Here is a 13,895-nt window from a genome sequence, read left to right on the forward strand (position 1 = left end):
TCAATTTCTAAGATTTCCGCCTCAATCCTTGGGGCGGAAATTACTCTTCTCTTTTACAAAGTCCGTCGATACTTTTTATGTGAATCGTTTAGATGGATCCTTAGTTTCTTCCCATGCGGGTGTATTTTACCCTTACCAACACCAAGATTTTTATGCCATGGATTCCTTGTTTTTATCTCCTTTTAAAGAAGAGGAAGTTTGGGATTTCCAATCCATTTCCAATGTCCAATTGGGATTTCTCGGTTTTTTAACGTTACGAGGTTTTATCAGAGAACATTTGGATTTGCCAAAAATCCAAGTCAGGGGTCTTTCTAAACAGTGGCGGAGTTACTTGGCAAAAGAAAATTTTTTTGGAAAACAAGTCCCTTTTGAAACATTAGATTTCATTCCAAATTTGGTCAGTGAGAACGAAGAACTTCATGTTAGTTTTGGGAAAAAAGGGCATTGGAAAAATGAATTCCACTGGGAGAAAAAAGATGGAGTTTCAACATCTCTTTTTTTTGTCGCGACAAACAAACAAAGTGAAGGTGAAGTTGCGATCAGTGATTTGATGAAAGATTTTTTGTTATACTCCCAAACGAATCATTATCTAGATAGGGCATACATTCGAAAGGAAAACTCTAGTTACCTCTATTTAAATGCAAAAGAAACAAATCCACGTGTATTTTATAGAGAAAATCCTACAGAATTTCCTTCATTTTTATTTTTAGTTGCAGAGTTAAAAAACAAATAGGTCATTCACCAAGATTTAGACCAAGTAACACTTGCTTGAGTAGCTCCGCTTTTGTCTCCAAATGGGTAGTTTCTAATATACTTTGTTTGGTTTTAAAATCGAAATAGATTAAAGAAGCGATAAAATCAACTGGGAAAGGATGAACCAAAATTTGATTCATTTTTAAAATTAGATCTTCTTCTGCTCCCTCAGCAAGTAAGATTCGTTTGGTGAGAATAAGAAGTTCTTCGATTTTTTCTTTCAGTTCCGGTGAGACATTTTTATTTCGTTCATGTTCTCTTTTGGATACTTGGGCAATATAAAAAGGTTCTGTAGAGGTGAGGTTGATTATTTCCGCGGTACCAAGACCTTCTAAGATGATATTCGACCTTCCATCGGGAAACGATTCTTTTTGGATGACATGACCAAACCCAACAACTTCAGGGATGGGTGGTAATCCTCTTCCGATATAACCTTTTGGATAAGGAGCCATTCCCATTTCTCCTCCATTTTCCATACAAAAATCGAGCAACATTCTATACCTAGGTTCAAAAATATGTAAGGGCAAAAACATACCTGGGAATAGAAATACATCAGGTAGAGGAAAGAGTGGTAAGGGGAAGGTTGACACAGAGAAAGGTTTTAGATTCCATGTTTAGTTGTAAACCAATTCAAGGATTCGGCTTTGTTTAAAATCAAAAATTCGTTACTACACCAAACTTTTGCAAAACTTTCTCAAATCAAAGTTCTCGTGGTTGGGGATTTGATTTTGGATGAGTATCTAATTGGATCGGTAGAAAGAATTTCGCCCGAAGCACCAGTTCCTGTCGTTTGGGTTAGGAACGAAAAACAAACTTTAGGTGGATCGGGTAATGTTGTACAAAACCTTTCGTCATTAGGGGTGAAAGGGATTGTATTTGGTCGCATCGGTTATGATAAGGCTGGTGAAAATTTAGAAACCATTTTACTCTCGAATTCAGTGGCAAAACAAGATTTGGTTTTACTCAAGTCTAAAACACTACCAACCATTTTAAAAACAAGAATCATTGCCTCTCATCAACAAGTCTGCCGTGTTGACAGAGAAGAGATCGTTCCTCTCACTAAAGAAGAAGAAGCAGATATTTTATCTCAGTTAAAAGTAAAAATCAAAGAATGTTCAGCGATAATCTTATCAGATTATGATAAAGGTTATTTGACTCCATCCTTAATTCAATCTGTCATCTCTCTCTGTAATGCAGAAAATAAAATTGTGACAGTAGACCCGCAAGTGAGTCATTTTTTCCTATACCAAAATATCCATATTATGACTCCAAATCACCATGAAGCAGGGAAAGCATTGGGGAAAAAACTTGTGAGCGATTCTGAAATTGAATCGGCTTGCCGGGAAATCTCAGAAAAATTAACACCTGATGCTATGATGATCACAAGAGGGGAAAAAGGTATGTCAATTTACGAGCGTAAATCCAATTCATTTTATCATATCCCAACAGTTGCTAAAGAAGTGTTTGATGTGACAGGAGCTGGTGATACGGTCATTACCACCTATACTGCGTTCGTTGCAAGTGGAATGAGCATTAAAGAAGCGGCGTTAGTTTCAAACGTGAGTGCAGGGATTGTTGTAGGAAAATTGGGAGCTGCCACTGTCACACAGACAGAAATTGAAGAAGGGTTACGTTCACTTGGATATCTGGAGGAATGAATTTGATGAGTTTTTTTAAAGACATACAAGATAAAATCATTCCTTTTGACTCCATTGAATCCAAAAGGAAATCGTTAGAAGGGAAAAAAATAGTGTTTACCAATGGTTGTTTTGACATCCTTCATCCAGGCCATGTGAGTTACCTAGCACAAGCCCGTGATTTAGGAGACCTTCTTTGGATTGGTGTTAATTCCGATGAAAGTGTTAGGCGGTTAAAAGGTGAGTCTAGGCCCATCAATTCTTGTGAAGATAGGATGTTGGTTCTTGCAGCCTTGTCATCTGTGAATTTTGTTTCCAATTTTACGGAAGACACTCCACTCGAAATTTTAAAAAAAGTAAAACCTTCTATCCATTCCAAAGGTGGAGATTACCAAGTGGAAACCCTTCCAGAATACCAAATTTTAAAAGAGATGGGAGCGGATATTCAAATTTTGCCTTTCGTTTCGGGAAAATCCACAACCAAGATTTTAGAAAAAGCGAAATCGCCCTCCTAAACGTATTGATTTTGGACCCAAATCCCAACAGTCTGTAAAAAACATTCTTTTTTGAGGTCCAGTTTGTCCAAGACCAGATATATATTCATTACCGGTGGTGTTTCTTCTTCTTTAGGGAAAGGGGTTACTGTTGCCGCTCTCGGTTGTTTACTCGAAGCAAGAGGTTATACCGTCTCTTTACAAAAAATGGATCCTTATATCAACATTGACCCAGGCACAATGAGTCCCTACCAACATGGGGAAGTGTATGTCACGGAAGATGGTGCGGAAACTGATTTGGATTTAGGGTATTATGAAAGGTTTACTAAATCAAAGTTTTCAAGAAAAAATTCCGTATCCACAGGTCAAATTTACCACGCAGTCATTGAACGTGAACGGAAAGGGGATTACTTAGGAAGAACCGTACAAGTAGTCCCCCATATTACAAACGAAATACGAAATCGAATTTATAACCTAACTCGTGATTTAGAAACGGATTTTGTGATTGTGGAAATTGGTGGAACTGTTGGAGACATCGAGTCTATTCCATTTTTGGAAGCAATTAGACAAATGCGTTATGAGCACGGAAGTAATCAAGTTTTGTTTTTACATTTAACGCTTGTTCCAACAATCACTGCTGCAGGGGAAGCAAAAACCAAACCTACTCAACATTCGGTCAAAGAGTTACTCGCACTTGGTATCCAACCAGATGTTTTGATTTGTAGGATTAATAAACCAATGTCAAAAGAGATGAAAAATAAAATTTCTCTATTTTGCAATGTAAAAGAACAGAATGTAATTTCGGCTGTAGACATCACAACATCAATTTATGAAATCCCACTTATGTATAGAGAAGATAAGTTAGATGAAGTGGTTTTGAATGCTTTAGGAATGGATTTACGAAAACTCAATTTTTCCCAATGGGAAAATATGGTCAAAAAAATCAGAAATACAAAGAAGACCGTAAAAATTGCGTTAGTTGGAAAGTATATTTCACTTCAAGATGCTTATCGTTCAGTTTATGAATCTTTAGCGCATGGTGGTATATCAAATGATGTCGAAGTGAATGTTGTTAAAATTAATCCAGAAGACATTGATTCAAAAAATATCAAAGAACATTTAAAAGGTGTACATGGTGTCATAGTTCCTGGTGGGTTTGGAGAACGTGGTATTGAAGGAAAAATTGCTGCCATCCAATATGCACGAACAAAAAATATTCCATTTTTTGGAATTTGTTTAGGGATGCAGTGTGCGGTCATTGAATTTGCAAGGAATGTATTAGGATTTAAAGATGCCAATTCCACTGAATTCAAACCAAATGTACAATACCCTGTGATTTCAATGATCGAGGAACAAAAAGAAATCGAAAGAATGGGTGGAACCATGCGGCTCGGTGCTTATCCTTGTATTATAAAAAAAGGAAGCCTTGCCCATTCTGAATACAAATCTGATCGAATTTCTGAAAGGCATCGTCACCGTTTTGAGTTCACACTTCGTTATAAAGATGATTTTGAGAAAAAAGGAATGAATTTAACTGGATTCTCACCAGACGGAAGTTTGGCGGAAATAGTCGAAATACCAAACCATCCATGGTTTGTTGGTGTTCAATTCCATCCTGAATTTCAATCCAAACCAACAGATCCACATCCACTCTTTGCAGGTTTTATCAAAGCTGCATCGAAATTAGCAAAAAAATCAGAGGATTAATATGTACGATTTGATAGAAGAAAGAGAGTTTTTTGGAAAAAAAATCGGAGGTCGTAATCCTTTTTTTCTCATCTCCGGGCCTTGTGTGATGGAAAACAAAGATCTACTCGACAGAGTTTGTGGTGAAATGAAAAACATCTGCGATGAATTAGGAATCGTATATATCTTTAAATCATCATTCGATAAAGCAAATCGATCCTCGATTAATTCATATCGAGGCCCTGGTTTAGAAGAAGGGAGAAAGTTACTTGATTTTATTAAAAACAAATACAATGTCCCAGTGCTCACAGACATCCATGAAACGATCCAAGTGGATCCATTAAAAGATACTGTTGATATTTTTCAAATCCCTGCCTTCCTAAGCCGCCAAACCGATTTGATTGCAAAAGCTGCAGAAACGGGAAAATGGGTGAATGTCAAAAAAGGCCAATTTATGGCTCCGGATGACACAAGACATATCAAAACAAAAATCCAAGAATCCGGCTCAGAAAAGTATATGGTAACGGAACGTGGTGCAAGTTTCGGTTATGGAAATTTGGTATTTGATTTACGTGGGATACCCATGATGCATAAACACGGGATCCCCATCGTATTTGATGGAACACATTCTGCCCAACTCCCCGGTGCTGCAGGTAACATAACAGGTGGTTTGCGGGAGTTTATCCCACATATGATGCGTGGAGCAGTTTCTGTTGGAGTAGAAGGATTATTTATGGAAGTTCACCCAGATCCAGAAAAAGCATTATCTGATGCAACCACGCAGTTTCCTTTGGCCAAAGCAAAAACATTACTCACTCAACTTTTAGAGTTAGATCGTTTGGTAAAAACGAAATTTTTAGAGGATTAAAAAAAGCGAATATGGATCTGAAGGTTTGGACATTGTGTTTACTTTTGGTTTTTACCGCTTGTAAAGACAAGGAATACCTTCGGATTGAAGTAGAAAAGGAATCGGGATCAATGGTTTCCATGAGAAATTTCAGCAGAGCTTCATACAAAGAATCTGGTGAATTGGAATGGAAATTAAAAGGAACTGAATCCTATATTTTCCCGAAAGAAAACAAAACCATTGTCTACGGATTTGAATTTAACCAATTTGAAAAAGGAAAAATAACCTCCATGATGACGGGAAATCGTGGAGAGATTAATCACCAAACCAAAACGGTGATACTGGATGGGAAAGTTCGATTAAAAACGAATGATGGCAAATTTATAGAATCAGAATCGCTTACCTATAATTTAGATGAAAAAACTCTTTTTTCTGAAGCAGATGTTCTTGTGTATTCGGATGGAACTACCATCCGAGGAAAAGGTTTACGAGCTGACAAAAGTTTAAATAAATTTACAATCATCCAACCAAAGGCCATCACTGTTGGTGGTTCCAACCCATTAAAGGAAAAACAATGAAGGTTTTCTTTTTTGGATTCTTATTTATCCTTTTTTTCGTAAATGTTTTTGCTTCTCCAATTCCAATCTTATATGGTTCTGAGGATTTTTTTAAAAAAGATGATCCATCATTTCCAATAGAAGATAAAAAAGGAAAAAAAGACAAAATCCCAATCATTTGGGGTGGAAGTAGTCTGACACAAGAAGAACGAATCGTGAATGGTTTTCCGATGAAAATTTTCATCTTAGGTGGTGGAGCCTATATTATGCATAAGTCCATCAAACTCAGTGCTAGAGAAATTGAGATCATTGGAGAAGAAGCTCTTCTTGGAAATCTAAAAGGCCAGGTGGTGGTAGAAGATTTTCAGAACGGCGTCACTCTTACTGCAACAAAAGGGATTTATGATAAGATGGCAGGAACAGTAAGTTTAGAAAACAAACCTGTTCTCACACAAAAAAAAGAAGCCAAAATTGTACGCATCAAATGCCAATCTATCGTTCGGAATTTAGAAGAGGCGAAAACAACCTTAGCAGGGAAGGTTGTTGTAACATCTGAAGAATTCCAAGTGTTTGGAGAAGATGCTGTGTTCACTGAAAAAGATGATCGCATTGATTTAAAAGGGGAACCATTTTTATTCTCAGAAAATCGATTTCTCATAGGGCAAACTCTCTCTTATTTTGTAAAGGAAGGCAGTATCCAGTTAGATGGTGATGCAACGATTTACCAAGTGAGTTACGAAAATAAAAAAGACAAAGAAAAGGACACGGTGACTAAAGAACGTGTTTTGACATTATTTTCCGGTAAAACGTTAACTCATTTGAACAAAGGAAAAGAAACTGTCACGTCTATGAATGGTGATGCGTATATGTATCGCAAAAATTCGGAATTTAAGGCAGAACTTTTAGAAAGCCGAAAAGGGAATAAAGAAATTAAAGCTACCGGAAATGTTAGTTATTTGGATAAAGAAAATGGTTACCGAATGGAAGGTGGACTTCTTTTTTATGACAAAGAAAGGGGTTACTCTTATTTAACAGAAAATCCGAAGATTATATTCTTAAACAAAAAAGATCTTACGGAAAGAGGGCAATTAACTTCAGTATTCATTGAAAGGTTTGATGAACGTAATGAAACAGTGGCTCGTGGTGATGTGCAAGTGGAAACACAATCAACAAAAGCAACTGGTGAGTTTGCCACATATTATGAAAAAAAAGACGAACTTGTTTTGGAAGGTAATCCGACTCTTGTACGAAACACAACTAAGGTTTCTGCTGGGAAAATCATATTGTATCCAAAATCGGATAAAGCCTTATTAACAGATGGATTGAAGGTAATCCCGAATGGTGAAAAAAAGTAAACTTCCTGTTAGAAAGAAGGAATTAGATCCGAATGTAAAAACATTTAGGATGGAAAATTTAGTTAAAATCTATAACAAACGTAAGGTTGTAGATGGAGTCAGCTTTTACATCAAAAAGGGTGAAATTGTTGGTTTACTTGGTCCCAATGGGGCAGGAAAAACTACTAGTTTTTATATGAGCGTCGGTTTTGTGACCCCTGATGAAGGTCATGTTTTCATTGATAATGAAGATTTGACAAAAGCTCCCATGCACATTCGAGCTAGGATGGGAGTTGGTTATCTTGCACAAGAAGCAAGTATCTTTCGAAAATTGACAGTTGCAGAAAACTTGGAAGCGATTCTTGAAACGATGAATTTACCTGGTGATGAAATCATTCGTAGGCGAGATGAACTTCTAATGGAATTACAAATTATGCGAGTTGCAAACCAAAAAGGATACACTCTTTCTGGTGGCGAACGAAGACGTTGTGAAATTGCAAGGGCATTGGTTACAAATCCTGATTTTATTTTGTTAGATGAACCATTTGCAGGTGTTGACCCAATCGCTGTAAAGGATATCCAAAATGTGATTCAATCATTAAAAGAAAGAGGGCTCGGAATTCTAATCACAGACCACAATGTTAGGGAAACACTTAAAATTACAGATCGAGCCTATATTATGTATAGTGGAAGGATTTTGATTTCAGGCAGTGCCGATGATTTGATCAATGATCCGGAAACACGACGAATTTATTTAGGTGAGGATTTTAAACTCTAAATGAAACTTGGGGCATCACTTTCACAACGCCAAACACAAAAACTGGTGATGACCCAGGACCTACGTCAGTCTATTGAACTTTTATCATTATCTACTTTAGAACTCTCAGATAAAATCCAAAACGAATTACTTGAAAATCCTCTTTTAGATGAGTTGGGAGTTGATGAAAAAACAAAAATGCCTGAACTCTTTTCTATCGATGAAGTGAAACGATTGGAAAAACTGAATCATGAAAAGAGTACAGATGTAAATTGGCAAGATAGTTATTCATTAGAAGGCCCACGTTCTTATGATTCAGAGGCAAGTGATAGAAACCAAAAATATATTGAGTCATCAACAAGAGGGGAAACATTAGAAGAACACCTTTTAAATCAGCTTCGTCTCATCAAACTTACTAAGTTAGAATTTGAAATTGGTGAAGTATTGATTAGTATGATTGATGAAAAGGGTTTTATCACTGATGATTTGTCCATTGTCTCTAAAGAAATGGGATACCCTGAGTTAAAAGTCCGTAGAGTTTTACAAGTGATCAATGAGCTTGATCCGATTGGGATTGGTGCAAAGGATATGCAAGAGACCCTGCTCATTCAGGGTAAGATTTTATTCCCAGACAATATACTACTCCACCAATTGATTGGTGAATTTTTATCGGATTTAGAAAAAGTAGATTATAAAAAAATCGCAAAAAATTTAAAAATTACAGAAGAAGAGATTTTAAGTTTAGCAAGATTGATCAAAAAATTAGAACCTTATCCAGCTACAACTTACCAAGGTCGTAAAATTGATTATGTAGTTGCTGATGTTGTCGTAAAAGAAGTAGGTAACGAATTTAATATATTTATAAACGATGAATGGTTACCTAAACTTACTATCCAAGAAGAATACAAAGAGCTCCTGAGTCAAAAACTTCCACCAAAAGAAAAGGAATATTTCCAAACTAAATATAGTTCAGCCCAGTGGCTCATTCGGTCTATCCAACAACGTAGACAAACCTTACAAAGAGTTGTCAGTTGTATCATAGACTTTCAAGTCGATTTTTTTCGTGGTGGGATTGGATTTATCAAACCACTCACGTTAAAAGAAGTCGCAGAGAAACTTGGTTTACATGAATCTACAATTTCGCGCATTACAACCAATAAATACATACAAACAACCTGGGGTATTTTTGAGCTAAAATGGTTTTTTTCTTCAGGTGTTAAATCAGCTGAAGGTGGAAAAGAAAGTTCCAAAAAAATTCATGAAATCATTCGGAATCTAGTGAAAGAAGAAGATGAAAACAATCCATTGTCTGACCAAGATATAGTCGAACTGATGGAAAAAAAAGGTATTGAAATTGCACGTAGAACCGTAGCAAAATACCGAAAGGTTTTAAGAATCCTTCCTTCCAACGAAAGAAAACGTATTAGTTCGCTCAAGGGGTAAACAATGCCAGTACCTGGAATCACAGTGGAAACCATTCTCCGCGATCATGACGATTTACAACTTGTTCTAGTGACAGGCGAAGTCGGACTCTCGAATCGAATCAATAGTGCTGAAATCAATCGACCTGGATTGTCACTGACTGGTTTTTTTGATTTTTTTGCGAATGACCGAATTCAGATTTTGGGAAAAGGGGAATGGGCGTATCTCAATTCCTTATCGGAAGAAAAGTTAAGTGAAATTACCGATAAATTTTTTGAATTCCATCTCAATTGTATCATTTATACACATGGGAATGAACCCCAACTTCCATTTGTGGAAAGGGCAAAAGAGAAAGGAATTCCATTATTCAAAACAGAAATTGCAACTCATCGCTTTATCACATTAATCTCTCAAATTTTAGATAGAGCTTTGGCACCAAGGACCATGCGCCACGGTGTTCTCATTGAAGTTTTTGGAATCGGAACCTTACTCACCGGGAGATCTGGAGTAGGGAAAAGTGAAACTGCACTTGAGCTCATCGAACGAGGTCACCGCCTAGTTGCTGATGATATGGTTGAAATACGAAGACTAAGTGAAAGTTATTTGATTGGGTCTTGTTCTGATTTACTTCGCCATCATATGGAAATTCGAGGACTTGGCATACTTAACATCAAAGACTTGTTTGGTGTTGGTTCGGTTAGGGATCACAAACTCATTGAACTCATAATTAATTTAAAAGAATGGGAAGAACAAACTTCGGGTGATTACGAGAGAACCGGAATTGAACAAAGTATGGAAGAAATACTTGGTGTATCAGTTCCTTATATCGAAATTCCTGTCAAACCGGGAAGAAATATTCCTATCATTGTGGAGACCGCTGCGATGAACCAAAGGTTACGTAAGATGGGAAAAAATAGCGCAAAAGAATTTTCAAATAAACTCAATACTTATATTCAGCAGAGCACAATTGAAACAAATCCGATTAAAGATTAGAGAAGATAGCACAGGACTCCATGCAAGACCAGCCTCCTTGTTTGTGAAGGTGGCGGCAAGTTTCCCTTGTGAAATTTTTGTCATCAAAGATGATATAGAAGTGAATGGAAAATCAATCATGGGTCTTATGATGCTTGCACTTGGTCCAGGTTCAGAGTTTTCCGTAAAAGCGGAAGGCAATCGGGAAGAGGAGGCATTGCAAGCGTTGGAATCACTTGTGGTTCAGAATTTTGAAACCAATGCCAAGTAAATTGTTTTCATTTTTCCCTAAACTTTCAGATGAAAATCGATATTACTTAAGAGATATCTTTATATTCTTTTTGACCTTAGCTATTTCCATCGGATTTTCCGAATTGGTTTTTTTTCGCAAAGAAGAAGATATTTCTTTTTATTCAAAACTTGATACTTATGTATTCATCCTAATTCCTTTTTTTATTTTATCGTTAATCTTAAGTTATATATATCGTAACCGCAGGAATCGTGAAACAGGAAAAATTCGAAGTTCGATTCGGTATCGTTTAACACTTGCATTTTTATTTGTTGCACTTGTTCCTTCTTTACCAATTTTTATTTTATCTTCAAATTTGACCGGTCGGTTAATTGAAGGATTTTACCAAGTTGATATTTCGAATGCGTTACGTTCTGCAAATCTTTTTGTACACCAAGTAGAAAAAGAAAACGAAAGTTCCTTTGTTGAGATAATTACAAAATTTCGCTCGTTATTATTTCGAGATAAAACTGATAGTTTTGTTGTTTTCCAACAGGGCATCAAAAATGGTTTTTTTGAAAAAAACGAGTTTTATTTAGGTTTCATTCAAAATGGAAAAGTCCAGTTTGAATCAAAAAATTTATATCACCACATATCTTCCTTAGAATTTGTGGAATCGAATGAAAAAGGTATATTTATTAGTCGGTATTATGATACAAACCGAGCCTATTTGGTTGGAAAGTTTGATTTAAATGCTGATCGAACAGTTTTTATTGCGCAAAGAATTCATCGTGGTTTAGAATCAGATGTATTAAATATTATAAACGCAACTTCCACATATGAAAAAGTGAGTTTATGGAAAGAAAAAATCCCTTTTAGTGTTCGCATTACGATTGCTAGTTTTTCGTTTTCCATGTTTCTGATTGCGATACTTTTTTCTTTTTTATTTGCAAGGCGAATTTCCAAACCTATTATCAATTTGGCAAATGCCACCAAAAAAGTATCTCTAGGTGAATCAGATATTCGTTTAGAAAAAACGGAAGAAGGGGAAATGGGGATTCTGATTGATAGTTTCAATCAAATGGTAAGTGACCTCAAAGCAAAATCAGATGAACTCATGCATACTCAAAGGATTGCTGCTTGGAAAGAAGTGGCACAACGAATGGCACATGAAATTAAAAATCCGCTCACTCCCATTCAATTATCAGCACAGAGAATCCAACGAAAATTCCAAAACCCCAAAAAAGAAAATTTAGAATCAGTAATTTTTGATGCAACGGAAACCATCATTGGGCAGGTTCGGGTCTTAGAACATTTGGTAAAAGAATTTAGCGAGTTTGCTCGGATGCCCGTTCCTGTCCTAATCAACCAACACATAAATCCCATTTTAGAAGAAGCGGTCGCATTATTTAGAGATACGACAGATATTGAGTTTGAACTGAAATTAGCAGAAAATTTACCGGAGGTATTTCTCGACAAACGATTGTTTCTTGGTGTTGTAAACAACCTGATAAAAAATGCTGTAGAGGCAATTCTTTCGTTAGATACTTCTAAAGAAGAAATGGACTTTCTCGGATCCAAAAAGAAAAAAATCCGAGTGATGTCAAAACTACAAAAAAGAGCCCTTCGTAAAAGTATTGTGATTGAAATTGATGATTCTGGTCCTGGACTAAAAGAAGAGTGGCGGGAGAAAATATTTGAACCCTATTTTTCCACTAAAGAAAAACATGGATCAGGAATTGGTCTTGCAATTGTTCAAAAAACGATTATTGACCATCACGGACATATTTCAGTAGAAAACTCCAAGTTAGGTGGCTGTAAATTTCGTATCGAACTTCCGTTGGAACTTTCATAATGCAAAAATTAATTTATATTCTAGATGATGAAAAAGAAATTCGTAAATCGTTACGGGTAATTTTAGAAGATGAAGATTATTCTGTGGAAGATTTTTCGAATGGAAAAACATTATTAAAGGCTTTAGCTAAAGAGAGGCCATCATTAGTATTACTTGATGTTTGGGTTGGTAAAGAAGACGGGCTTTCAATTCTCGCTGAATGCAAAAAACTTTATCCAAGTTTGCCAATTGTGATGATTTCTGGACATGGGACGATTGAACTTGCTGTTAATGCGACGAAAAAAGGTGCTGTTGATTTCTTAGAAAAACCTTTATCGATAGAAAAAGTAATTCAAACAATAGAATCGTCTATTGAAAAAACAAAGGATTCTGATTTTCCAAATTTTAAATTAGAAGTGGATGAAATCCTTGGAGAATCTCCTTCCATTACACGTGTGAAATTTGCGGTATACCAAGCAGCCGAAACCAATGCACGAGTTTTCATTTACGGCGAGAATGGATCGGGAAAAGAACTTACTGCAAGAGCTATCCATCAAAATTCCAAACGGAAGAATGAACCTTATATAGAATTTAATTGTGCCTCCCTTCCAGAAGAAAGTTTGGAACAAGAGTTATTTGGTGTAGAATCTATAAATCATACTGATGTTTCCGAAGTTAAAATTGGGAAATGGGAACTTGCTCATAATGGCACATTGTTTTTAGATGAAGTTTGTGATTTGAGTTTGGCTCTCCAATCTAAAGTTTTAAAAGTCATTCTGGATCAAAAATTAGAACGTGTAAATGGAAAGGAATCCATTCCGGTAGATGTAAGGATCATCGCTGCGACTAATTCCAATGTTGAAGAAGCGATCCGTGAAGGAAAGTTTCGAGAAGATTTATTTTATGCTTTGAATGTCATTCCATTAGAATTACCACCATTACGTGAGAGAAACCAGGACATTCCACTTTTGGCAGAGTTTTATTTGAAAAAATCAATCGCAGAAAATCACCTAAACCACAAAACCATTGACCGGGAAGGAATCGATGCTTTATCATCTCATTTTTGGCCTGGAAATGTGAGAGAACTTGCCAATATCGTGGAACGATTGAGTATCTTAGTTCCTGGCGATACTATCAAAGCAAAAGATGTAAAAGAAGCTTTGCATGGATTTAAAAAAGCAAATGAAATGGTCGCAAGAGGGGATCTAAAACATGCAAAGGAAGAATTTGAAAGACAATACATTATCAAAACCTTACAAATTTGTGAAGGGAATGTGACTCGCACTTCGAAGGCATTAGGAATTGAACGAACTCATTTGTATCGGAAATTAAGGTCACTTAATATATCCGTTGATCAATTAATTGAGGGTTGA

Annotated in this window: 14 protein-coding genes; 13 read left to right on the forward strand and 1 reads right to left on the reverse strand. The window is 36.2% G+C overall.

Features of this window, described 5'->3' with window-relative positions; all coding sequences use genetic code 11:
- The first annotated feature begins 79 nt into the window (after positions 1–79).
- Positions 80–733: an LIC11631 family protein gene (locus EHQ43_RS12450; RefSeq protein WP_135754098.1), complete on the forward strand. Its 654-nt coding sequence runs from the start codon at positions 80–82 to the stop codon at positions 731–733.
- Position 734: 1 nt separating this feature from the next.
- Here the strand turns inward: EHQ43_RS12450 and EHQ43_RS12455 are convergent, their stop codons facing one another.
- Positions 735–1,286, reverse strand: coding sequence for an LON peptidase substrate-binding domain-containing protein (locus EHQ43_RS12455; protein ID WP_244242823.1), 552 nt, complete (start codon positions 1,284–1,286; stop codon positions 735–737).
- Positions 1,287–1,397: 111 nt separating this feature from the next.
- Between EHQ43_RS12455 and rfaE1 the strand changes: the two genes are divergently transcribed.
- From rfaE1 to EHQ43_RS12515, 12 genes are all read left to right on the forward strand, one after another.
- The gene (rfaE1, locus tag EHQ43_RS12460; protein ID WP_135771370.1) at positions 1,398–2,411 is read left to right on the forward strand and encodes a D-glycero-beta-D-manno-heptose-7-phosphate kinase; all 1,014 of its coding nucleotides are present in this window, start codon (positions 1,398–1,400) and stop codon (positions 2,409–2,411) included.
- A gap of 5 nt (positions 2,412–2,416) precedes the next feature.
- Positions 2,417–2,905 (forward strand): D-glycero-beta-D-manno-heptose 1-phosphate adenylyltransferase, encoded by a 489-nt coding sequence (rfaE2, locus tag EHQ43_RS12465; protein WP_135741940.1) that lies wholly within the window; start codon positions 2,417–2,419, stop codon positions 2,903–2,905.
- Between the two features lie 63 nt (positions 2,906–2,968).
- Positions 2,969–4,591 (forward strand): CTP synthase, encoded by a 1,623-nt coding sequence (locus tag EHQ43_RS12470; protein ID WP_135741941.1) that lies wholly within the window; start codon positions 2,969–2,971, stop codon positions 4,589–4,591.
- 1 nt (position 4,592) lies between these two features.
- Positions 4,593–5,438, forward strand: a complete 846-nt coding sequence (gene kdsA, locus EHQ43_RS12475; RefSeq protein WP_135754101.1) for a 3-deoxy-8-phosphooctulonate synthase — start codon at positions 4,593–4,595, stop codon at positions 5,436–5,438.
- 11 nt (positions 5,439–5,449) lie between these two features.
- Positions 5,450–5,995, forward strand: a complete 546-nt coding sequence (gene lptC / locus EHQ43_RS12480) for an LPS export ABC transporter periplasmic protein LptC (protein ID WP_135754102.1) — start codon at positions 5,450–5,452, stop codon at positions 5,993–5,995.
- Positions 5,992–7,329 carry an LptA/OstA family protein gene (locus tag EHQ43_RS12485; protein ID WP_135771371.1) on the forward strand — a complete coding sequence of 446 codons (1,338 nt, stop codon included), beginning with the start codon at positions 5,992–5,994 and terminating at the stop codon, positions 7,327–7,329. The genes lptC and EHQ43_RS12485 overlap by 4 nt, the downstream gene beginning before the upstream one ends.
- A gap of 49 nt (positions 7,330–7,378) precedes the next feature.
- Positions 7,379–8,086: an LPS export ABC transporter ATP-binding protein gene (lptB, locus tag EHQ43_RS12490; protein ID WP_135742477.1), complete on the forward strand. Its 708-nt coding sequence runs from the start codon at positions 7,379–7,381 to the stop codon at positions 8,084–8,086.
- Entirely contained in the window at positions 8,087–9,508 is a 1,422-nt protein-coding gene (gene rpoN, locus EHQ43_RS12495; protein WP_135741945.1) for an RNA polymerase factor sigma-54, read from the forward strand.
- 3 nt (positions 9,509–9,511) lie between these two features.
- The gene (hprK, locus tag EHQ43_RS12500; RefSeq protein WP_135741946.1) at positions 9,512–10,480 is read left to right on the forward strand and encodes an HPr(Ser) kinase/phosphatase; all 969 of its coding nucleotides are present in this window, start codon (positions 9,512–9,514) and stop codon (positions 10,478–10,480) included.
- Positions 10,455–10,730 (forward strand): HPr family phosphocarrier protein, encoded by a 276-nt coding sequence (locus tag EHQ43_RS12505; protein WP_135741947.1) that lies wholly within the window; start codon positions 10,455–10,457, stop codon positions 10,728–10,730. Before hprK ends, EHQ43_RS12505 begins: the two co-directional genes overlap by 26 nt.
- On the forward strand, positions 10,720–12,543 hold the full coding sequence (locus EHQ43_RS12510; RefSeq protein WP_135771372.1) for an LIC_11548 family sensor histidine kinase: 1,824 nt from the start codon (positions 10,720–10,722) through the stop codon (positions 12,541–12,543). Before EHQ43_RS12505 ends, EHQ43_RS12510 begins: the two co-directional genes overlap by 11 nt.
- Entirely contained in the window at positions 12,543–13,895 is a 1,353-nt protein-coding gene (locus EHQ43_RS12515; protein ID WP_135741949.1) for a sigma-54-dependent transcriptional regulator, read from the forward strand. The genes EHQ43_RS12510 and EHQ43_RS12515 overlap by 1 nt, the downstream gene beginning before the upstream one ends.

The organism is Leptospira bouyouniensis (genome assembly GCF_004769525.1).
Classification (GTDB): Bacteria; Spirochaetota; Leptospiria; order Leptospirales; family Leptospiraceae; genus Leptospira_A; species Leptospira_A bouyouniensis.